This is a genomic window from Bacillus seohaeanensis, assembly GCF_042684945.1.
GTDB lineage: Bacteria > Bacillota > Bacilli > Bacillales > Bacillaceae_B > Rossellomorea > Rossellomorea seohaeanensis.
Window position 1 is genome coordinate 536,703 of sequence record NZ_JBHUMF010000031.1, and the last position, 23,172, is coordinate 559,874.

A 23,172-nucleotide genomic window follows, 5' to 3' on the forward strand; every position below is an offset into this window, starting at 1 on the left:
TAAAAACATTCCTTCCGTAAATTCTTATATTCTGTATAAAAATAGAGATACTATCCTTAAGCAATTTTGTTGGGGGGACATATATGGCAACTACACATGAAACGACATTAACAGCATCAGAAATCTCTAATCTTTGGACATCTTATCAAAACGATTCCATGGCGATTTGTGCGATTAACTATTTTTTAGCAAATAGTGCGGATAAGGATATTCAGTCAATATTAAAATATGCTCTTGATATTTCTGAACAACATGTGAAAAAGGTAACAGAAATCCTAAAAAAAGAGGGGTATCCAATTCCAATTGGTTTTACGAATCAAGATGTGAATGTGGATGCACCTCGGTTATTTACAGATAAATTATATTTATTATACATCCTAAACATGGGGAAATTCGGGCTGAATTCGTATGGGTTGGCATTATCACTGGTAACTCGGGATGACATTATCAAGTATTACACAGAATGTTTGGAGGAAACGAAAAAATTACATAATGATGCGAAAGAGTTAGCACTGCAGAAGGGGATCTTAATTCGCCCACCTGTTATTCCAAAACCAAAAGATGTAGACTTTGTAAAAAAACAGAGTTTTTTAACAGGCTACTTCGGTAATCGGCGGCCATTACTTGCAGTGGAAATTGCCAATCTCCATTATAATGCCGAACGAAATGCACTAGGATTAGCGGTCATAATAGGATTTAGTCAAGTAGCAAAAGAAAAGGATGTTCGAAAATACTTTGAAAGAGGTCGAGATATTTCAAAAAAACATTTTGAATTATTTAATTCCATATTACATGAAGATTTTGTGAATGGGATGGTGAATTTAGCACAGGAAGTAACAGATTCTACTGTACCTCCGTTTTCCGATAAATTGATGATGTACCATATTTCTTCGCTAACTGCTTCCGGTATAGGACAATATGGTATCTCGATGTCGACCAGTCCAAGACATGATTTAGGCGTAACCTATTCTCGATTAATGGGGGAGATTATTCATTTTTCCGAAGATGGTGCCAATATAATGATTAATCATGGTTGGATGGAACAACCACCAGAAGCTCGAAATCGAAAAGAGTTAGCAAAGGGTTCTCATAGGGACGAGTATTAAAAACTTGAAATGATATGGATTATGATAAATCCAAGGAATAAAACATGTATTATTACTGAAAACTATGAGGAACTTATTCTTTTTACGTGACAATGCTAAAATGAGGAGCGGTGAAAAATGAAATCTCAAAAATTACAATTACCTCTTCAAACATTAAGCCTTGTTATTGGGTTTATGGTTTGGGTGATGATCTCTTCCTTAATTCCAAATATAAAAGAGGATATCCCATTAACCGATAATGAGGTTGCATTGGTTACAGCCGTTCCTGTTATACTAGGTTCATTGATGCGTATCCTTTTAGGTTATTGGACAAACCGTTTTGGTGCACGAACTCTATTTATGATTAGTTTTCTACTATTACTTTTTCCTGTTTTTTATATTAGCATTTCAGATTCCCTTGTTGATTTAATTATTGGTGGATTACTTCTTGGGATAGGAGGGGCAACCTTTTCCATCGGTGTCACGTCACTTCCAAAATATTATCCTAAGGAACGACATGGGTTTGTAAATGGAATATATGGGGCGGGAAATATTGGAACGGCTATCACATCCTTTGCTGCACCTATGCTGGCAAATTCCATTGGTTGGGTTAATACGGTTAGATTATTTTTAATTCCTCTACTTATTTTTGCTGTTCTAAACTTTTTGTTTGGGGATCGACAGGAGAAAAAAGTAAAAGTTTCATTAGTGAGCCAAATCCAATCAGTCTATCAAGATGAAAAGCTTTGGTTTTTAAGTTTGTTCTACTTTATTACATTTGGCTCATTTGTTGCCTTTACTGTCTACCTTCCCAATTTTTTAGTTTCAAATTTTCAATTAACTCCTGTAGATGCAGGTATACGAACAGCTGGTTTTATTGCTTTAGCCACCTTTTTACGTCCAGTAGGAGGTTGGTTGGGAGATAAGTTTAATCCGTTTATGATTTTATTATTAGTTTTTGCAGGGCTGACATTTTCCGGTGTAATTTTGTCTTTCTCCCCAACCCTTACTTTGTACACGGTTGGATGTTTGACTGTTGCGTTTTGTGCGGGAATTGGGAATGGTACTGTATTTAAACTTGTGCCTTATTATTTTTCAAAACAAGCTGGAATTGTAAATGGAATTGTTTCCGCAATGGGAGGGTTAGGAGGATTTTTCCCACCAATTGTTCTTTCCTTAGTTTTTAATATAACAGGGCATTACGCTATCGGGTTTATGGCATTATCCGAATTTGCCCTTGCAAGCTTTGTTATTGTTGTTTGGATGTATTATCAAGACAAATTGAGTTTAGAAGCGAAAATTGTTGAAAATGTTGCCCAAGGGATGATGGTTACCAATGCAAAAGGAGTTATCGAGAAGGTAAATCCAGCTTTTACCCGCTTAACAGGTTATGAGCCGGAAGAAGCAATCGGAAATACTCCTAATATTTTACGTTCTGGGAAGCACGATCAACATTTTTATCATCAAATGTGGGACTCTATACGAAATAATGGATTTTGGCAAGGTGAAATTTGGAATAAACGAAAGAATCAAGAAATTTATTTAGAATGGTTAACAATTAGTGAAGTGAAGAACGAAGCAGAAGAGGTAAAGTACTACGTTGGAGTATTCAATGATATAACAAACGAAAAAAAATAAACAGAGGATGACTCATAAACGAAACAACATTATGAGTTGTCCTTTTTTTGTTAAAAACATTTCATTGACGTTTATCAAGTAGGATTACGGTTAGACTTTATTAATATATTTCAAAATAATGGGATAGAAGGATGTGAGAAGAAGTTGTCAGGACCTAGTTTAAGCAAACAAGATGCTCATTCATCTATTCATGAAGCAGCATTAAATGAAGCGCGGGATTTGAGAGACTTATTTCGCAATTGCATAGAAAAAGATAAAGAAAAAGCTCTGCAAGTCGCGGAAATAACGATTGAACATTGGGAATTACGAACGTTACAGCATGCAGAAGCAGAGGAAAAAGGATTATATAAAGATCTTGTTGAGAAGAATCCAGCTTTAAGCGACACCGTTATACAACTCACACGAGATCATGATTTAATGCGCCGAGTTGTTGGGAAAATGAAAGAAATGCTCCTATCAGACGAGGCAAACGAGCAGATGTTAAAACTAATAGATTCTCTTATTATTATTGATGAAATCCACAATGAAGATGAAATGACAAAACTTCTCTAAATTGGGGAATAATTACAGGCGTATAAGGAAGTATATAGGAGGAATGGCAAGGTGAGTGAAATTCAAAATGGGAAGCAAAAATCATTACGAATTGCAGCACCAGCTTTGTATGACAAAATGGTTGAAGTATTTGAGCAGCATAATATCCATCCATATGACACACGAGGTACTGTCATGGAAACAAAGGCAGGTATGGATGTAACCATAGCATTTGCTAGCACCTTTACACAATCGGTCGTAGGGCGTTTCAGTCATAAACAAGTAAAACAACCAGATGCGGAAATAACTGAGTTTTTTGAAAAAGCTGCCAAAGAATGTAAAACCCATTTAATTACGGATTACTACAAAATGGTAAAGCCATAGAAAGGAATGAATGCTAATGTTGCCAATTGAATCTGATGCACAATTAGTTAATGATCGAGAAGATTTAATTGCTGTATTACGAATGAGATTCGGAGATATTCCGGGTGAAATGATTGAACAAATTTATGAAATTAGTGATATGAACACGCTACAACGACTTATTTTAGCGGCAGCAAATGCGAGTAGTTGGAATGTCTTTCTAGATGAAATGCAAGCGGGTGAAGATTCTTTTCGATTAGTAGGAGAAGACTTTAATCCAATGAAAGAACTCCTGAATGGAAAGGAAGGCACAAATGGAGAAAAAGAAAAATAATTTCGTACAAGCACTGAAACACTTAAAACGTGGTGCACGCATCAATGATGGTTGGACAGAAGAAAGTCCACGTCCTCGTGAATCAGAAGATCTTTATCGCAGACGGTGGCAATACGATAAAATTGTTCGTTCGACACATGGTGTCAACTGTACGGGGTCCTGTAGTTGGAGAATTCATGTAAAAGACGGGATTATTGCCTATGAAACACAGCAAACTGATTACCCTTCAACAGGTGACAATTTTCCAGATTATGAACCAAGAGGGTGTCCACGTGGTGCGAGCTTTTCATGGTATACATATAGCCCAACTCGTGTAAAGCATCCTTATGTTCGCGGTGATCTTTACGAATTATGGAAGAAGGAATTGGAAAAGGCTGATGACCCAGTGAAGGCATGGGGAAACATCGTAACGGACCCACAAAAGCGTGCACAATACGTGAAAGCACGTGGAAAAGGCGGGTTTGTTCGTGGGAATTGGAAAGATGTTTGTCAAATGATCGCTGCTTCTACTATTTATACGATAAAAAAGTATGGACCTGACCGCGTTGTTGGTTTCAGTCCAATACCGGCGATGTCGATGGTTAGTTATTCAGGTGGAACAAGGTTTTTGTCCTTAATTGGAGGAACCATCCTTAGTTTTTATGACTGGTATGCAGACCTCCCTCCAGCTTCTCCACAGGTTTGGGGAGATCAGACAGATGTACCGGAAAGTGGTGACTGGTACAACACAAAGTATTTTATTATCTGGGGCACAAACATTCCGCAAACAAGAACACCTGATGCTCATTTTATGGTGGAATCTCGTTATAACGGAACTAAAGTCGTCGGGGTTAGTCCAGATTATGCAGAATATGAAAAGTTTGCTGATATTTGGCTACCTGCAAAGGCAGGAACGGACGGGGCACTTGCGATGGCGATGACGCATGTAATTTTAAAAGAATTTTATGTTGACAAAGAAACACCATATTTTATCGATTATGCAAAACAATATACGGATTTGCCTTATCTCGTTATGTTAGATAAAAAGAATGGAAGTTATCGTTCTGACCGGTTTTTAAGAGCGTCTGATGTTTCTAAAAATCATGAACTGGGTGAATGGAAGACCGTCGTTTGGGATGACAATACGAGTAAACTAGCGACTCCGAATGGAAGTCAGGGATTCCGTTGGGATAACGGGAATAAGTGGAATTTGGATATGAAAAATGAAAATGGTGAGCAAATTAACCCTAGACTTAGCTTTCTCCGTGATGCCGATGAAATTGCGATGGTAGACTTTCCTTATTTTGCGGAAAAAGAAGGCGGGAAGGTTGAACGTGGCGTTCCAATTAAACGTATGAGGGATCAAAATGGCAATGAAATAGTGGTTACAACTGTTTATGATTTGATGCTTGCGCATACAGGGATTGACCGTGGACTTGGTGGCCATTATCCAAGTGACTATAATGATCCAAATAAACCGTACACACCTGCATGGCAAGAAAGTATTACAGGTGTTAACAAAAATCATGTGATTCAAGTTGCACGAGAATTTGCTGATAATGCTGCTCGTACAAACGGAAAATCAATGATTGCCATGGGAGGTGGAACAAACCATTGGTTCCATAGTGACCAAATTTATCGCGCTATCCTCAACCTCGTATTATTAACGGGTTCTCAAGGTGTGAATGGTGGCGGTTGGGCTCACTATGTGGGACAAGAAAAGGTGCGTCCATTAGAAGGATTTTCTCAAATTGCCTTTGCGAATGATTGGGTAAAAGCTCCGAGATTTATGAATGGCACATCATTCTTTTACTTCGCAACGGAACAATATCGTTATGAATATCAAGCCAACGATGAACAGAATGAATGGGGGAGTACATACAATCAAATGCATCCAGCTGATTTTAACGCGATGTCAGCACGTTTAGGCTGGTTGCCCAGTTTTCCACAAATGTCGCAAAATTCATTGGATGTCATGAAAGAAGCGAGGGACCATCATCCAGACAATGATGAAGCACTTGTGGAGCATATTGGAAATAAATTGGCTGACGGATCATTGGATTGGGCGATTGAGAATCCAAACGATCCACGAAATTTCCCGCGTGTCTTTTTTAACTGGCGTTCAAATTTACTTGGGGATAGTGGAAAAGGACATGAATATTTTGTTAAACACTTGATTGGTTCTGACGATTCTGTTCTGACCGATACGGATCATTCTTGGCAGCCAAAGGATGTCAAAATTGATGACAAGGCACCTGAAGGAAAAACGGATTTATTTGTCAGTATGGATTTCCGAATGACAAGTTCTGGTCTTTTCTCTGATATTATCCTTCCGGCCGCTACTTGGTATGAAAAGCAAGATATTAGCACAACGGATCTTCACCCATTTATTCATCCGTTTAATGCCGCTATTTCTCCTCCATGGGAGACGAGAAGCGATTGGGATAGTTTTCGGGAAATCGCAAAAGTCTTTTCAGAGCTTGCCAAAGAACATTTGCCGGCTCAAGAAGATTTGGTGATGTCACCGCTTGCACATGACACAATCAATGAAATTGCACAACCATTTGGAAAGGTAAAAGATTGGAGAAAAGATGAAACGGAAGCGATTCCGGGTAAAACGATGCCAAATTTCAATATTGTCAAACGAGATTATCCAAATGTTTATGATATGTGGACAACAGTTGGCCCAAATATTAAAAATGGTTATGGAACAAAAGGAGTAAAGATCCCAGGAGAACGAGTGTATCAAGATTTGCTTAGTCGCTTAGGCGTTTCGAAGCGGGAAGGAATAGGAAAAGGCTATCCTAGTTTATATAGTGACAAGCAAGCGATCAACGCTATTCTTCTTATGTCTGGTGCTACAAACGGAAAACGGGCGGTTGAAGGTTGGAAATCGATGGAGGAGAAAACTGGGAAAGAGTTAGGGCATATTTCTAAAGAGCGGGAAGAAGAAGATTTTACATTGGATGCCTTAACAATTCAGCCACGACAAACGATTTCTACGCCTGTTTGGAGTGGGTTAGAAAATGATAATCGTCGCTATTCACCATTTACGGTCAATAAGGAATATCATATTCCTTGGCACACGCTTACAGGTCGACAAAGCTTTTATATTGACCATGAAGTAATGTTGGATTATGGAGAAGGACTTCCTTTATATTTGCCACCGATTTCAAAAGGGCCATTTATTAAAGGAGAAAAAGAAGTAGACAACCCAGGAAAATCGCTCACGCTTCGTTATTTAACTCCACATCAAAAGTGGGGAATCCATACGATGTTCACGGATACGAATCATATGACACAGTTGTTCCGTGGATGGCAAACCGTTTGGTTAAATGAAAAAGATGCTGCATCCATTGGTATTAAAGATAATGATTGGATTGAAGTGTACAACCGAAACGGAGCAGTAGCAGCAAGGGCGGTTACAACGTACCGCATTCCTAAAGGACTTGCCTATATGCATCATGCGCAGGACCGCGTCATGGGGGTACCTGGAAATAACATTAATAAAAAGCGTGGAGGAACCCATAACAGTGTTACTCGAATCTATCCGAAAGCGACACATATGATTGGTGGGTATTCACAATTAAGTTATGGATTCAATTACTATGGACCAACGGGAAGTCAGCGAGACACGATGACAATTATCCGACCACTAAAGGAGGTCGATTGGCTTGAGGATTAAAGCACAAGTTGCAATGGTGATGCATCTTGATAAATGTATTGGTTGCCATACTTGCTCCGTTACTTGTAAAAACACATGGACAAACCGCCCTGGGATGGAGTACGTATGGTATAACAATGTCGAAACTCGACCAGGGGCAGGGTATCCTAAAAAATGGGAAGATACAGACAAATACAAAGGCGGGTGGACATTAAAAAATGGAAACCTACATTTAAAAGCTGGAGGACCTGTCTCAAAACTAGCGAATATTTTTTATAATCCGAATATGGCTAAAATCGATGAATTTTATGAACCATGGACACATGACTTTCAACATCTTCACAAAAGTCCAAAGAAAAAAAACATACCTGTCGCACGACCAAAATCAATGATCACGGGCAAATATATCGATAAACCAGAATGGGGATCCAACTGGGATGATGATCTAGCAGGTGGAAGTGAAGTTGTTCCGATGGACCCGAACGTCCAAAAGCTTCAAGAACATATTTCAATGGAATATGAGAAGACATTTATGATGTACTTGCCAAGAATTTGTGAACATTGCCTAAATCCATCGTGTGTAGCATCTTGTCCGACAGGTGCTCTATATAAACGCGATGAAGATGGAATTGTTTTAGTTGATCAAGATGCATGCCGTGGCTGGCGCTTTTGTATGAATGGGTGTCCTTATCACAAAGTTTATTACAATTGGAATACGCATAAAGCGGAGAAATGCAATTTCTGTTATCCAAGAACAGAAGCAGGATTGCCAACGGTTTGCTCAGAAACATGTGTTGGACGGATTCGGTATATCGGGGTTGTCTTGTATGATGCAGATAAAGTAAAAGAAGCGGCATCAGTTGAAGATCCAAAAGAGCTGTATGAATCGCAGCTTTCGGTATTTTTAGATCCGTTTGATCCTGAGGTTATTGAAAAAGCAAAAGAACAAGGTATTAACAATAGTTGGATTGAAAGTGCGCAACAGTCACCGGTTTACAAAATGGCAATAAAGTGGAAAATAGCGTTGCCGCTTCATCCAGAATATAGAACATTGCCAATGGTATGGTATGTGCCACCGTTAAGTCCAATTATGAATCATATTACAAACGAAAATGAGCTAAATGTTGATGGCTATATTCCTGCTGTTGACCAAATGAGAATTCCAATGCAATATCTTGCATCAATTTTATCGGCAGATGACACGAGTGTAATTCGTAGAGTGTTATTGAAAATGGCAGCAATGCGTGTTCATATGCGCTCAAAAACTGTTGGGGGAATTGATGATGTGAAGAAAAGTAAACTGTTGCAAGAAGCGGGGACTACAATGGAAGAGTTAGAAGACATGAATCGTTTACTTGGCGTTGCAAAATACAATGAACGCTTTGTTATTCCAACAGCGAGACGTGAAATGGATGAAAATTTACATTATAAACAAGGGGCATGTAGTATTGAAAATTTAGCACCTCCTGAAGGAATGGTGACATACCCTTATGAAAGAAGTAGTGATGCGCAGTGACAAACGATACAGCAGCAATTCTAATCATGGTGTCGAAAATGTTGGACTATCCAAATGAGGATTTTCATCAGGAGTATCCGGCGATTCAATCCTTTGCAAAAGAACATATTTCATCAGAAGAAGTATTGAAAGAGATTGAAGAGAAGCTACAACCACTTATAGACATGTCTATTCAGGAACTTCAAGAACTATATGTTGACACATTTGATTATAAAGAGAAAACAGGACTCTATTTGACAGCTCACGAACTTGGAGATAGCCGCAAGCGCGGGAATGCTTTAATTAAATTACAGAAATTAATTCACGAATCTGGCTATGAGTCCACTAGTAAAGAGTTAGTTGATTATATTCCGATGTTATTAGAGTTTCTAGCGGTAGCACCGGAGGAGGAAAAGGAAGTAGCATTCCTTTCGCTGCGCTTATCGTATGCAATTCATCGGGTATTGCAACACCTTCCAACTAGTAATCCGTATCATGAAGTAGTTAATTTATTGATGACATTTGTATTTGAACCACCGAGGTCAGAAGAAATTGCGAAGTTGGAAAATGAACGGGAAGAAGCGGATTTAGATCCGTTGCCGTATCCTGTCATGTATCAGTAAGAAAACGAAGAGGGCATGCTCGTCCGCACCATGCCTTCTTCGAAAGATAGTATCCTAGTACTGAAAATCGTTTTGCATAGGAGGACAGAAATGGAATCATTATTTTGGTGGGTAGTCTTTCCATACATCACGGGTACAATCCTCATTGTAGCTTCCATTTATCGGATTGTTTTTCGAAAACAAAGTGTTTATGCACCATCAACGGAAATTTTCGAGAAAAAGTGGTTGAAGGTTGGGTCTTTATTTTTCCACTGGGGTATTTTGTTTGCACTTGGTGGCCATATAATGGGTGTTTTGATTCCAAAAAGTGTATATGACGCTATGGGGGTTTCTGATCATACCTATCATATCTTTGCTATAGCTGGTGGTGGAGTGGCAGGATTGATGGTTTTGATTGGTTTAGTTGTGATGTTAATTCGCAAACTTAGCAATACAAGAGTTCGAGTGCATGCTACGTTTAGTGATTATTTCACGATAGTATTATTATTAATTGTCGCAGGACTCGGTACGTATATGACCCTTGTTTATAATACAACCGTTGTAGCCTATGAATATCGCTTATCAATTGGACCATGGTTCCGTAGTTTGTTTACATTCCAACCCGACTACCAGTTAATGATAGGAGTCCCAACTCTTTTTCAAATCCATATCATCCTATCATTCATCTTATTTGCGTCCATTCCGTTTACCCAACTCATTCACATGTTTAGCTTTCCTGGACGTTATCCAACACGAGCTCCTCAACAGTATCGAGCTCGAGACAATTATAAAAACTAGTCCGCAGTCAAGAATAATGAATGAGTAGAGGAGGACGCCACCTCTATTTTCGTAGGATGATACTCAAATAAGATATTTTCACAATACTGTAAGTAGAAGTGTAAATAATCAAATAGAAAAAACATATTAATTTGAAAACAACTCAAATTAATATGTTTTTTTGTTTGCATATGAAAAGGTCGGTACGTTTCACTTTATCCTAACTGCCAAACTTTAGTACTAAATGGTGGAAGGCTATCAAGGTAACTCATTCCTAAGTGTAATAATTTCTCTCCCCTGAAGGAAACTACAATTAGCCTGAAGCTTTTTGTAAAGGAGATATGATGGAATGGAGTTTTATCAAAAATATGAGATTAGAAAGAGTAATGTTCAAAGTGATGAATTTACCTTAATTTTATACTTAGATGACTATTTAACAGAGTTTGCAGACGAATTAGGAACAGTACCACGTGCAAGGAAAGATATAGTAACAACAGCAAGGAAAATTTTACAAAAACGATACCCGGACATTAAGGTAACGATGGTGAAAGTAATCCTTGGTGGGATGGTTGTGACATCTATTCCACTAATCTTAGGGGAATCATCAGCACAAGCGGCAGAAACAACTGCAACTCCAATAGGACAAGAAAGTTCTATTTATTACTATGTTTCACCAGGTGATACCCTTTGGATTTTATCTATGAGGTTTAACACTTCCGTTGATACTATTAAGAAAGCCAATAATCTTTCATCCAATGTATTGCAGTTAAATCAGCGTTTAATAATCCCAAAAGCCATCCATACAGTCGTAGCAGGAGATTATTTAACCGTTCTTGCGAAGAAGTATGGAACGACTGTTGATGCTATAAAAGAGGCAAATAAACTAACGACTGATGAAACAAACCTTGGACAAACATTAATTATTCCAGCACTAGTTGGAGATAACATAACACAGGGAAACACGCCAGTGACACCACCAGCAACGAAAACGAATGTTTCGTCTTACACCGTTGTGTCAGGAGACAGTTTATCAGTTATTGCGAAACGGTTCGGAATATCCACGGAGGCTTTACGTAGTGCAAACAAGTTAACGTCCGATTTGTTGCGAGTTGGGCAAACCTTAACGATTCCTACTTCCGGAGCTGAAGTCGCACCTTCAGATATTACTTCTCCGACAAAAACAACTTCGTACACCGTTGTGTCAGGAGACAGTTTATCAGTTATTGCGAAACGGTTCGGAATATCTACGGAGGTTTTACGTAGTGCAAACAAGTTAACAACCTATTAAGTGGAGGTTTATGATGATAAGAAAAATAATGATATTTGTTTTTGCTTTGTTTGTTACCTTTCCTATAGCGTCTCATGCACAAATTAAAATGTTTAAAGAACCACCATTTGAATTCTACAAGGTATCAAAAGGGGATTCCTTTTGGTTTATTGCAAAGCGTTATGGGTTAGATTATAAAAAATTAATGGAATTAAACCCTAATGTAGCACCAAGGAATATGCAAGTTGGAGAAATAATTAGATTAAAACCATCTGCTTCAAGTCCTAGCAGCTTTGAAGAACAGGTTGTCAAATTAGTCAATGCGGAAAGAGCTAAACAAGGATTATCCCCTTTGACTCATCGAGCAGATGTAAAAAATGTTGCTGAAAAAAAGGCACAAGATATGATTAATTCTAACTATTTCTCCCATACAAGTCCAAACTATGGATCACCATTTGACATGTTAAAAACATTTGGAATTAGTTATCAATCAGCTGGAGAAAATATTGCTAAAGGGCAAAAGACGCCAGAAGAAGTGATGAACGCATGGATGAACTCTCCTGGTCATAGAGCAAATATTTTAAAACCTGAATATGATTCCATCGGTGTAGGGTTTTATCAAAGTGCATGGGTGCAAATGTTCATTAAAGCAAAATAAATAAAACTTTAGACAAGGCGTTAAACCAGGCTCTACACATAATAGAGCCTGGTTTGTTATTTTTAAAACAATTCTCAACGTGAATCAAATAATTATCAACAGTATTAATTTGGAACGTTTCGGACGGTGAGATAACGTAATATACTTCGCTATTGAAATTCCTAAGGTGCAACAATTATTTTTCAATTGTAAAAATAGCCTGTAATGCCTCATCATTTTTCTATCAACGTATTTTAGTGATTATTCGACAAATTTCCTCCCTACATTTTTAGTACTGTGTTTTCTCATTCCTTTGGCCTACAATAAGTTGTAAGCATTTACATTCGATGTTCCTCATCTTGATAGCGGGCTAATACGGTTAGTGGAGGGTAAAGAGAATGGAAAAACGAACAATTTTAACTACGAGTAGTCGAGGTTTACAGGAGGATTCCCTGCCATTTAAACTTTTTCAAAAAGCAAAGCGGTTTGGTGTTTGGAATCCAACTGATTTTGATTTTACGCAAGATGTACAGGATTGGAAAACATTCACGAGTGAGCAAAAAAAACAAATATTAAGATTGATTTCACAATTTCAGGGTGGAGAGGAAGCGGTGACTAGAGATCTTTTACCATTGATGATGGTAATTGCAAAAGAAGGACGCCTTGAAGAAGAAATGTTTTTAACTACCTTCTTATTTGAAGAAGCAAAGCATACTGAATTTTTTAGGTTGGTTTTAAACGCACTTGGAGAAAAAGGAGATTTATCGCATTATCATACAGAAACCTATAATACTATTTTTAACGATGTTCTACCTACAGCAATGGCGCGCCTTGAGCATGACCATTCACCAGAGGCCTTAGCAGAAGCATCAACGGTATATAATATGTTCGTAGAAGGGGTGCTTGCTGAAACTGGTTATTTTAGTTTCTATCAATCGTTAGAGAAGACAGGTACTATGCCCGGATTGTTAAAAGGAGTTGGATATTTGAAAAAAGATGAATCACGGCATATTGCATACGGAACATTTTTATTACAGCGCTTAATTAGCGAACACCCGCATATTTTTGAAATTGTTTCGAATAAAATGGAACAATTAACGCCACTTGCTATCCAGTTGAATCAAGAGGGAATGGATAATGCATTGGCTTTTGATAGTGATTATGAAGCGACGATGAACTTTACGATGAAACAATTGTCCGTTCGAATGGAAATACTTGCAAGATCTAAAGGGAAAAGAATAGAAGAGATCTACAAGCAAAAAGAAAGTGATTATGGAGTTGTGTAAAAGCAACGTTATATAGTACTGTTTATAAATCATAAGATACTCATAGGATTTAAGGTTTTTTAGAAAAGGGGGAAGGGCATTGTACTTAACGATTGGTAGGTTATTTGAACAAACAGTTGAAAAATTCGGTAATAAGGAAGCGCTCGTGGATCGATCGAAAGGCGAACGCTTAACATATAATGAGTGGAACGGGGAAGTGAACCAACTGGCTAATGCATTAATTGCTTCTGGTGTAAGAAAGGGTGATCGTGTTTCAACATTTTTATTTAACTCCTATGAATTAGGAATCGTTTATTTTGCTGCTGCGAAGATTGGTGCTATTTTAAATCCGATTAATTTTCGGTTAAAATCAGACGAAGTCGCTTATATTCTAAAGGATGCAGAACCAAAGGTTGTTTTATTCGAACAAGCTTTAGAGCCTCACATTACAAAAATACATGAACAATTTTCTTCCATTTCCTTTTGGTCCATCGATGAATCCCCACCTTCCTATGCTGTTTATTTTCATGATCGAGTCAAAACATCACCATCTACGCCTCCAATGGTAGAAGTATCAGAAAACGATACGTATGCGATTATGTATACAAGCGGAACAACTGGACGTCCAAAAGGCGTCATGCATCGGCACCGTGATATGATAGAGCAAAGTTTAATCTGTATTGGCGCCATGAATATTACGTCAACAGACATTGGTCTTGTTACCGCTCCAATGTTCCATTGCGCTGAGCTTCATTGTTCGTTTTTACCTCGTGTCCATGCGGGTGCATCTAATGTAGTTATCCATCATTTTGATGCAGTAAACGTCTTAAATACGATTCAAGAAGAGAAGATTACAACGCTTTTTGCTGCCCCAACAATGTGGAATATGCTTCTTCAGGAAAATTTAGATCATTATGATTTATCGTCATTCCGATTTGGCCTTTATGGTGCTGCTCCAATGGCACCTACATTAGTTAGGGCATGTAAGGAGAAATTAGGTGTTGAACTCGTACAGGCTTATGGGATGACGGAGATGGGACCGGCAATATCGTTTTTAGGAAAAGAGGAGCAATTATCAAAAGCAGGATCTGCTGGCAAAGCTTGCTTTAATCACGAGATTAGAATTGTTAAGCCCAATGAAAATGGACCATCTGAACCTGATGATATTTTACCACCAGGCGAGGTTGGAGAAATAATTGTAAAAGGTCCTTGTATGATGGTCGGGTATTATAACCGGAAAGATGCAAGCGAAGAATCCCTGTACAAAGGCTGGTATCATTCGGGTGACCTCGGATACTTAGATGAGGACGGCTATTTATTTGTAGCAGACCGTGTGGATGATATGATCATTAGTGGTGGTGAAAATGTGTACCCTCGTGAGGTTGAAGATATTCTGTATGAGCATGAAGGTGTTCTAGATGTCGCTGTTCTCGGAGAACCGGATGAACTTTGGGGTGAAAAAGTTATTGCTGTAGTCGTGAAAAAAGATGCAAATTTATCCGTGGAAGGGCTAGAAAACTTTTGTAAGAACTCTGAGAAGCTAGCACCATATAAACGGCCAAGACGTTATCTATTCGTTGATGAATTACCACGGAATGCCAGTGGGAAAATTCAAAAGTTTTTATTGCGTGAGGCATTGGCTACTAAGAAGATTAATAAATAGAATATTTTTGCACACAAAAAGCTACCCAGTCCTATTGGGTAGCTTTTTGTGTGCTTCTTATTTTACTGATTTTGCTCCTAAATAGCGAGGTTTCCAGTACGAATTGTTCATATCTGTAATGGTTACACCTGTGGAAGATCCAGCATGAATGAATTTATTATCACCAATGTAGATCCCGGCATGTGAAGCACCAGCAGCATAGGTTGTAAAGAAGACGATGTCTCCTTTTTGTGGATTAGCGACAGCTGTTGTTTGATTCCAAATAGTTGCAACCGTTCTAGGAATCGTTATCCCTTGCTTGTTATAAACATAATGTAAAAATCCAGAACAATCAAATCCTGATGGCGTTGTACCACCCCATACATATGGAACACCGATATGTTTTTTTGCTTCTGCAATTAACGCATCTGCGTTAAGAGATGATTTTGCTTCTGGAGTAGGGGCAGTTACACCTTCAGATGTTAAGGTAAGTAATTGTCCTACGTAAATTGCATCACTAGTTAAATTGTTGTATGCCTTTAATTGAGAGAGGGATAAATTGTTCGTTGTCGCAATTTTCCATAGGGAGTCGCCTGACTGAACAGTGTACGTCTTTGATGGCGTTACAGGTTGTCCTGTTGTTTCACTAGGAACCTTTAAAACTTGTCCGATTTTAATGATATCTGAAGTTAATTGATTAGTAGATTTTAATTCTGAAACAGTTGTGTTATATTTTTTAGCTATTAAAGAAAGACTATCACCTGACTTCACCACATACGTAGATGTTTGCGGTGCCGTTTCATGTGAGTGTGGAGCGATTAAGGATAGTTCCTGACCAACATAAATAGTAGAGGAAGACAAGCTATTGTATTGGATTAATTCTTGAACGGAGCGATTATTATTCGTTGCAATTTTCCATAAAGAATCACCAGCTTGTACCTTAACTTTAAGTTCATGTGCATCTGCTTGAGTGGAGAAACCAGCAGTAACAATTCCTAATGCAGCAACAACAGTGATAAGTTGTTTTTTCAATGAACAACACACTCCTCATGGTAGTTTTTGTCTCGTATAAAATGTGTGTTTTGTATTACGAGATAATAATACCCTGTTTAGCGTGTGTCTGGAATCCACAAATTAATGGGTGACATACGTTATTTTTCCAGCTTTTTCGTTAAAACTAGAGCACAATTAAGAAATTCAGAACATTATTCACTTATGTCCTCAACAAAACATTATGATAGAGGACAAAAAATAAAAAAATAAAACAAGCATTCAAGGAAATTTGATCTGAGACCCTACGTATTGATTCTCTCTTTAAAAAAAGAAAGATATTATGAAAAGGATGATAAAAATATGCATACAGGTGATGAGGTTTATGTTACTAGAACAGGTAAATTCTATCACTACTTTGATGATGATTGTCCGACAACTTCCCGGATTTTAAAGGGGAAAACTTCGGCAAAAAAAGTGAAAGAAGAAGATGCTATCAAAATGGGGTATACTTTATGTAAACATTGTTCAAAAGAATATGCAGAAGATTTAGCTGAACGAAAAGGTTGTGGTGCAGCAGCGTTTTTCTTTTTAACAACAGGTATTAGTGCAAGCTTTATGTTGCTCTTTTTTGGCACCTAACTCTAGAATAAAGTCCGTTTTGACCAATGAAAAAAAGTATAGATAACAGACAAATAAATGATATATCCGTAAAAGGAATAAAGATGCTTCCATCCATCAACATGGACAAACAATCCAACTGCTTCCGCTAGTTTCTCAACAACAGCCATCAAAAGACTGAAAATAATAATTAGCCCTACTTTTTGCAAAAAATTTATTTTATTACAAACATAAAGAAAAACACCGATTACTAGTGGAAGACCAATCAGAGTAAAAGCAATATTAATTGAGAATATCGACGACATTGGCCTTATAGGAAAGGAATACAGCCCCTTTCCTATAAAAAATAGGTCAAGATAGGTTCCTAGCAGTGATGCAAGAAGAAGGGAAGGAATTAGATTTACCATATTTTTAATCCAGTATGGAGATTGCTTTTTTGGCAATCGCTGCGAGCTCGAGTCTTTCAAGTGTTTTACAATAGTCATTTTCAATCTCTCCATCTACTTTTTCTTTTGTATCATTTAAATAATGAATTACATTCCAATCGTTATACCAATCAGCCGGTTCTGCCCTTTCCTGTTTTTTATCTTTCCACGCGAATTGAAGTTTAGGACTATAAATTCGGGAAGAACCAGGGACTAACTGACATGACTTTATTCTAGGTTTAAAGATCCTTCCAGGAACACCTTCATCGACATCATTAAAAATATGTGGCCAGTAATCTTTTCTAGAACCTGAATGGGGATTTGCGCTTGCCCACTTCTCCGTCATCTTTAATCGATTGCGATTACCAAAGAGAACGGTATACAATCGTTTTCCTAACAAAATACGCGAATGTAAGCTCTCAAAGTGATGCAACGTTTGCCCAATTAGCTCTATCTTTCCATTCTTCGCGTATGGAAAGAGGATGTGATTCATAGAAAGAAAATCTTGTAATTTAAATTCCAATGTGTGTAAAACTCCCTTTTTAAAAGCGGAGTTTTTTAACACTCGAGATTCTAAGTAGCTTTGCTCATTTATAATCAAAGCAACGGTAAGAGTATAGGAGTCAGGATCTTCCCAAAATTGACACCAGAGTGTTTCCATAAAAATTGATACACCGAGATGTTGCAGCAAATAAAATAAATTTTGTCGTCTTTTACAGCTTTCTTCATAGACCAAAAATTGCGGGAATGCATCTTGGAAAATCAACCAATTTCCCCGTTCTAAAAATGTAAAAAAAGAAACACGTTCCTTCTCTGTTAGAAGCCTTGATAGTAGTCCGCCTTTTAAATCCGTCATATTCCATCCACCATTACGCGAAACCATATGTCCTAAAAAAGCCCAATGAATTTCAGGATGACGATGATAAAAATCAAGATATGCTTTCGTTCTTGTTACATTATTTTTATTCCATCTACTCGTCGTATCTTTTATTTTTTGAACAAGCAATTTTTCTTCTCGGGTAAGGATTTTTTTCGGGTAGTTTTTTTTGCTTTTTTCTTTTAACATTTTCTTTATTTTGACAAGAGACTCAGGAAGCGAACTTTTTTTCTGATGCAAGAGCTTGCACAAGATGACAATAACCTCCTCATGAGACAACTCTTGTTACAGATTAAATAAATATGGGAAATGAATAGGGATATAGAAACCATGGTTGGAATGATGACTCAATTAAAAGTGTGGTAAGCTTGCGTCTTATATGACCATTTTATTAGGGGCATCAAAAATTCATGATAAAGACTGTATATTTTATTGGTGGTGCTGTTTCATTATTATTTTGTGGGGTAAGGAGAAGGGAAGAAAAGCTAAAAGAACTAAACACGTTCTTTTAGCTTTTCTTTAGCTTAGACGGATTATTGATTTTGTACAAAACAGGAACATCTACAACAAATTCTTCTTCTGCATCTTTTGCTTTAGGTAGTTTTTTCTTCACAATTTTCCCATCAAATTCTAGGGTTTCTCCTGGTACAAGTTCAAATTTCTTTAACGTTTTTGAGTGGGAGCACCAAGCAAGTCCTACTTCAATTGGATTTTCTTGGTCGACTACAACGTTTTCAAGTATAACTACTTCATCATTTTCTTCTTTGAAATTATTCCAACTTAAACCAAACTGTTTGACTGATGCCGTAAAATGGACCTTTTCTTCCGGTAAGTCTAGCTTTTTGGTTTTTTCTTTTTTCTCTACCGATTTTTTCTGAACAGCAGCTGGTTTAGAAGAGCTTTTTTTAGCTTTTTGAACACGTGAGGACGAAGATTTCACTTCTGTGTCAGAAGCAATTGCCTTACCAAAACTTGGTGACTGCATTTCCTTTAAATAGGCTGGATGAATACAACTTAAATTTCCGTCTTGAAATTCGATAATAACCGTGTTGTGTTCGGTAGCTGCACCATACACTTCATACCCTTTGATAGTCACTAGACGTTGGTGGGTGCTTTCTTTATACCAAAATTCCTTTTTTACCTCTTTGGTTGTTGATAATCCCCATTCCCTAACCTTTTCTTCATAGTGAGAGTCATCCACAAAGGTTTCATAATCTCCCTTAGGCGGAAGATAGATTGTGTTTTCTGCATCTTCAATATGTGGTAAATTGATAGCCATGATTTCCACTTCCTTTCTTGATTATTGTACACTATAACAATGACAGTTTTATAATGGAAAGAACTATTAACAATAGTCTAAATCAAATTTCTTTTTTCCACATATGTTTTGAAGGTTTTAAGGGAAGAGTATTAGAATATATTTAGTATGATGGAAAAATGAAGAAAGGGAGTCTTTTAATGACGACGTATAGCAACAGAAAGGAAGTACCAATTCAGGAAAAGTGGAAGCTAGAAGACATCTATTCTGATATTAGCAAATGGGAAGAAGATTATCAGCTTATTGAAAAAATGGCAAAGAAACTCAAGGGATTTGATGGTGAAATTCATGATGGGAAATCATTGTATCAATACCTGAAACAAAGTGAAGAGCTATCATTTCGCTTTAACAAAATTTATGCTTATGCAATGTTGAGTGTAGATGAAGATACTAGAGAAACAAAACCTCAATCCTTTTTAGATCGAGCAAAACAATTAAGTGTGAAAGTTAGCGCTTCCACATCCTTTTTTATGCCATATTTACTTAGCTTAGAGGAAGAGACATTAAAAGGATACATAGCTGCAGAAGAAGGGTTAAAGTACTTTGAAGAAGACTTATTAGAATCGTTCCGTTATAAAGCACATGTGTTAAGTAAAGAGCAAGAAGAAGTCCTATCACAATTAGGGGAAGCACTCTCGGCTCCAAGTAATACATTCGGCATGATGAATAATGCCGATATTAAGTTTGGAGAAGTTACAGATGACAATGGGGAACGTATCGAACTGACTAGGGGTATGTACTCTAAATTGATTGAAGATGAAGATCGTGCTAAGCGAAAGGAAGCCTATAAAGCGTATTATCAGCCATATGTACAATTAAAGAATTCCATCGCCTCTACACTTTCAGCAGCAATTAAAAACAATGTTACAACAGCTAGAATCCGTCACTACCCTTCTGCATTAGAAAAAGGATTATTCGGTGATATGGTTCCAAAAGAAGTATATGAAAATCTCATCAATACAACGAAAAACAATATTGCTCCACTTCATGAATACTCTCGAATTCGCAAAGAAAAATTGAATTTGGAGGAACTTCGACAATATGACTTGAATGTCCCATTAGTAAGTGGAGTAAAACAGGTAATTTCGTATGAAGAGGCTTATGAAACAATGTGTAAAGCATTATCACCTCTAGGAGAAGAGTATATAAACATCCTAAAAGAATTTAAAGAATCACGCTATATTGATGTAAGGGAAACGCCTGGTAAACGCTCAGGTGCATACAATCTCGGAGTATATGGCGTTCACCCATTTATCCTGTTAAATCATCAGGATGATTTGGACAGTTTATTTACATTAGCCCACGAATGTGGTCATGGCGTCCATAGCAAGCTCAGTGCTCAACATCAACCACAAATAACAGCGCGTTATAGTATTTTTGTGGCGGAAGTGGCATCAACCGTCAATGAAGTACTGTTAATTAATTATTTATTAAAGAATGAAAAAGACGAAAAAATGCGAAAACATTTACTCAACCATTTCATTGATCAGTTCAAGGGTACATTCTTTACACAAGTGATGTTCGCGGAATTTGAAAAGAAGACCCACGAAATGGCGGAACAGGGGCAGCCGCTCAATGTCGAAGTATTTAGCCAAACGTACGAAACATTGTTCAGAGAATACTATGGAGAAGAAATTGTATTCGATGACGAAGTAAAATATGGATGGTCACGAATTCCTCACTTTTATCGACCATTTTACGTTTACAAATATGCGACTGGTTTTGCTTCCGCGATCCATATAGCAACACAGATTCTTGACGGCAATCAAGAAACACTACAATCTTATTTGGAATTCTTAAAGAGTGGAAGTTCGGACTACCCGCTCGAGTTGTTAAAAAAGACCGGAGTGGACTTAACAACACCAGAACCGATAGAAAACTCTTTAAAACGTTTTAGTGAATTGGTAGAGGAATTCTCAAAGCTATAGCGAGAAGGTTGCTTTATGAAAAACATCCTCCGAAAAAGAAAAAGTGCTTTTTCTTTTTCGGGGCTTGCTGAATTACCATCCCACCATGCAAAAAAGAAAAAACTTTTTAAGCAAAGAAAATTCTAAATAGTAGATTGAATATTGAATATAATAGAAAACTATTAATAAGTGAGAATACTTTCGATTAAACATAATATGATGAAAAGTAAAAGGAGAGACTGCCGTGACCGTCATTCCGAAGCTTGCATCAACCGTAGTGTTAATGGATGACTTTTCTAGAGTCTATTTGACAAAAAGACCAAAAACGATGAAATTTCTAGGTGGATTTTATGTTTTTCCGGGTGGATCAGTAGAAGTAGAAGATAATGTGATAGATAGTAAGTATATTAAAAATGGAAGTTTAAATGAGTCCTTTAGTCAGGCTCATTATGTAGCTGCTGCAAGAGAATTATTTGAAGAAGTTGGTATTCTACTCTGCAGTAGAGACGACGGTTCAACTGCTCAATTTACTAACAAAACAGAATTAGAATATCGCCGCCTACTGTTAAATGAGGAAATCTCATTTTTACAACTATTAGAGCAGGAGAAACTTTTTCTTAATCTTGAAAATATAACGTATTTTGGAAATCGAATAACACCAGAAAAGAACCCTATTCGATTTGATACTCGATTTTTTCTCGCTAAGCTTCCCGAAGGTCAATCTCCAAACCCTGATGCACATGAAATTGATGAAGCTTTCTGGATTACTCCAGAGGAAGCAATATCGGCTTACAAAAGTGGAAAAATGCCCATGGTTTCACCAACAATTACTTCCCTTCGTACGATAATGAATTACCAAAAAGGTGCTCCGTTGATGATGCCTGAAAGACAAAAATAAAAATCCATTACCGCTTCAAAACGAAGGTTTCATTGAATAAACGGAATCCTTTTGTAAAACGAACCCCTCTTGTATTAGTTTTATAAGATGAGCTTCCGTTGTTCTTTTTGCAACATCAAAAATGCTTGGGTGAATCGTATTTTCATAGATCATTTTCGTCAAGCTTGTAGATGTTAAATACCTGTGCTCTTTAAGCAGAGACTTAATTTGATTTTCCCGGTATATTCTTCGGTTTAAGACGAATTCAATTTGTTCATAAGGATTTACAACCCACTCACCATGCCCCGGTCCAATTTTTCTTAATGGTAATTGTTTTAAGCGATGTAATGTATGAATATAGTCACTCATGTCTCCATCTGGAGGACCAATCCATGTTGTTCCTTCTCCTACAATATTATCGCCAGCAATGAGTACCTGTTTGGACGGGATATAAAGATTTAATTGACCCTTAGTATGCCCAGGGCAATGCATGACAGTAATTTCTACATTAGATACTTTTATTATTTCCCCGTTATGTAGAGTATTTACCTCATTTACCGGAGCAATAGCGGCCTTTATTGCTTCTAGTTCATTTATATGGCAATAAACAGTAGGGGACCAGTCCACTAATCGTCGAACCCCTGGGGCATGGTCTCGGTGGGAGTGAGTAAGAATAATAGATTTTGGTTTTGCTACATTGTTCTCTAATAGAGCTTTCTTTAATTGTTGTTTTGTTTCTTGTTGATCATAGCCTGCATCAACTAATATACTTTCTTGCTCGTTTCCTATTAAATAACAATTCGTTGTTGTATTTGGCCACAATGTTGGGGTAGGAATAGGGACACGAATTATTTTTATTTCATTGTTTCTTTGCACCG

21 protein-coding genes are annotated in these 23,172 nt (G+C 37.4%); 16 read left to right on the forward strand and 5 right to left on the reverse strand.

Annotated elements, in window-relative coordinates:
* The first annotated feature begins 83 nt into the window (after nt 1-83).
* The 13 genes from ACFSUL_RS16015 (at nt 84) to ACFSUL_RS16075 (ending at nt 15,300) form a co-directional block, all read left to right on the forward strand.
* Nucleotides 84-1,106, forward strand: a complete 1,023-nt coding sequence (locus ACFSUL_RS16015; RefSeq protein WP_377936943.1) for a DUF3231 family protein — start codon at nt 84-86, stop codon at nt 1,104-1,106.
* Between the two features lie 117 nt (nt 1,107-1,223).
* Nucleotides 1,224-2,723: a nitrate/nitrite transporter gene (locus tag ACFSUL_RS16020; protein ID WP_377936944.1), complete on the forward strand. Its 1,500-nt coding sequence runs from the start codon at nt 1,224-1,226 to the stop codon at nt 2,721-2,723.
* Nucleotides 2,724-2,867: 144 nt separating this feature from the next.
* Nucleotides 2,868-3,275 (forward strand): hemerythrin domain-containing protein, encoded by a 408-nt coding sequence (locus ACFSUL_RS16025; RefSeq protein ID WP_377936945.1) that lies wholly within the window; start codon nt 2,868-2,870, stop codon nt 3,273-3,275.
* A gap of 51 nt (nt 3,276-3,326) precedes the next feature.
* Entirely contained in the window at nt 3,327-3,638 is a 312-nt protein-coding gene (locus tag ACFSUL_RS16030; RefSeq protein WP_377936946.1) for a hypothetical protein, read from the forward strand.
* 16 nt (nt 3,639-3,654) lie between these two features.
* On the forward strand, nt 3,655-3,951 hold the full coding sequence (locus tag ACFSUL_RS16035; RefSeq protein ID WP_377936947.1) for a hypothetical protein: 297 nt from the start codon (nt 3,655-3,657) through the stop codon (nt 3,949-3,951).
* Nucleotides 3,932-7,615 (forward strand): nitrate reductase subunit alpha, encoded by a 3,684-nt coding sequence (locus ACFSUL_RS16040; protein ID WP_377936948.1) that lies wholly within the window; start codon nt 3,932-3,934, stop codon nt 7,613-7,615. The genes ACFSUL_RS16035 and ACFSUL_RS16040 overlap by 20 nt, the downstream gene beginning before the upstream one ends.
* Nucleotides 7,605-9,110, forward strand: a complete 1,506-nt coding sequence (narH, locus tag ACFSUL_RS16045; RefSeq protein WP_377936949.1) for a nitrate reductase subunit beta — start codon at nt 7,605-7,607, stop codon at nt 9,108-9,110. Before ACFSUL_RS16040 ends, narH begins: the two co-directional genes overlap by 11 nt.
* On the forward strand, nt 9,107-9,712 hold the full coding sequence (gene narJ, locus ACFSUL_RS16050; protein WP_377936950.1) for a nitrate reductase molybdenum cofactor assembly chaperone: 606 nt from the start codon (nt 9,107-9,109) through the stop codon (nt 9,710-9,712). Before narH ends, narJ begins: the two co-directional genes overlap by 4 nt.
* Before the next feature lie 90 nt (nt 9,713-9,802).
* Nucleotides 9,803-10,489: a respiratory nitrate reductase subunit gamma gene (narI, locus tag ACFSUL_RS16055; RefSeq protein WP_377936951.1), complete on the forward strand. Its 687-nt coding sequence runs from the start codon at nt 9,803-9,805 to the stop codon at nt 10,487-10,489.
* Nucleotides 10,490-10,817: 328 nt separating this feature from the next.
* Nucleotides 10,818-11,756: a LysM peptidoglycan-binding domain-containing protein gene (locus tag ACFSUL_RS16060; protein ID WP_377936952.1), complete on the forward strand. Its 939-nt coding sequence runs from the start codon at nt 10,818-10,820 to the stop codon at nt 11,754-11,756.
* 13 nt (nt 11,757-11,769) lie between these two features.
* On the forward strand, nt 11,770-12,393 hold the full coding sequence (locus tag ACFSUL_RS16065; protein WP_377936953.1) for a CAP domain-containing protein: 624 nt from the start codon (nt 11,770-11,772) through the stop codon (nt 12,391-12,393).
* Between the two features lie 377 nt (nt 12,394-12,770).
* Nucleotides 12,771-13,658, forward strand: coding sequence for a R2-like ligand-binding oxidase (locus ACFSUL_RS16070; RefSeq protein WP_377936954.1), 888 nt, complete (start codon nt 12,771-12,773; stop codon nt 13,656-13,658).
* Between the two features lie 79 nt (nt 13,659-13,737).
* On the forward strand, nt 13,738-15,300 hold the full coding sequence (locus tag ACFSUL_RS16075) for a fatty acid--CoA ligase (protein ID WP_377936955.1): 1,563 nt from the start codon (nt 13,738-13,740) through the stop codon (nt 15,298-15,300).
* 57 nt (nt 15,301-15,357) lie between these two features.
* On the opposite strand, the gene ACFSUL_RS16080 is transcribed toward ACFSUL_RS16075, so the two are convergent.
* A complete protein-coding gene (locus ACFSUL_RS16080; RefSeq protein WP_377936956.1) occupies nt 15,358-16,311 on the reverse strand; it encodes a C40 family peptidase in 954 nt (317 codons plus the stop codon).
* A 321-nt stretch (nt 16,312-16,632) separates the two neighbouring features.
* On the opposite strand from ACFSUL_RS16080, the gene ACFSUL_RS16085 reads away from it, so the two are divergent.
* A complete protein-coding gene (locus ACFSUL_RS16085) occupies nt 16,633-16,911 on the forward strand; it encodes a MutS N-terminal domain-containing protein (protein WP_377936957.1) in 279 nt (92 codons plus the stop codon).
* A 2-nt stretch (nt 16,912-16,913) separates the two neighbouring features.
* On the opposite strand, the gene ACFSUL_RS16090 is transcribed toward ACFSUL_RS16085, so the two are convergent.
* From ACFSUL_RS16090 to ACFSUL_RS16100, 3 genes are all read right to left on the reverse strand, one after another.
* Nucleotides 16,914-17,375 carry a CBO0543 family protein gene (locus tag ACFSUL_RS16090; protein ID WP_377936958.1) on the reverse strand — a complete coding sequence of 154 codons (462 nt, stop codon included), beginning with the start codon at nt 17,373-17,375 and terminating at the stop codon, nt 16,914-16,916.
* Nucleotides 17,302-18,381 carry a DUF2515 domain-containing protein gene (locus ACFSUL_RS16095; RefSeq protein WP_377937730.1) on the reverse strand — a complete coding sequence of 360 codons (1,080 nt, stop codon included), beginning with the start codon at nt 18,379-18,381 and terminating at the stop codon, nt 17,302-17,304. Before ACFSUL_RS16095 ends, ACFSUL_RS16090 begins: the two co-directional genes overlap by 74 nt.
* A 319-nt stretch (nt 18,382-18,700) precedes the next feature.
* Entirely contained in the window at nt 18,701-19,471 is a 771-nt protein-coding gene (locus ACFSUL_RS16100) for a hypothetical protein (protein WP_377936959.1), read from the reverse strand.
* Nucleotides 19,472-19,650: 179 nt separating this feature from the next.
* Between ACFSUL_RS16100 and pepF the strand changes: the two genes are divergently transcribed.
* Both pepF and ACFSUL_RS16110 read left to right on the forward strand, forming a co-directional pair.
* The gene (gene pepF, locus ACFSUL_RS16105; protein ID WP_377936960.1) at nt 19,651-21,438 is read left to right on the forward strand and encodes an oligoendopeptidase F; all 1,788 of its coding nucleotides are present in this window, start codon (nt 19,651-19,653) and stop codon (nt 21,436-21,438) included.
* A gap of 223 nt (nt 21,439-21,661) precedes the next feature.
* A complete protein-coding gene (locus ACFSUL_RS16110) occupies nt 21,662-22,315 on the forward strand; it encodes an NUDIX hydrolase (RefSeq protein WP_377936961.1) in 654 nt (217 codons plus the stop codon).
* A 15-nt stretch (nt 22,316-22,330) separates the two neighbouring features.
* Here the strand turns inward: ACFSUL_RS16110 and ACFSUL_RS16115 are convergent, their stop codons facing one another.
* The gene (locus ACFSUL_RS16115) at nt 22,331-23,170 is read right to left on the reverse strand and encodes an MBL fold metallo-hydrolase (protein ID WP_377936962.1); all 840 of its coding nucleotides are present in this window, start codon (nt 23,168-23,170) and stop codon (nt 22,331-22,333) included.
* Between the last annotated feature and the right edge of the window lie 2 nt (nt 23,171-23,172).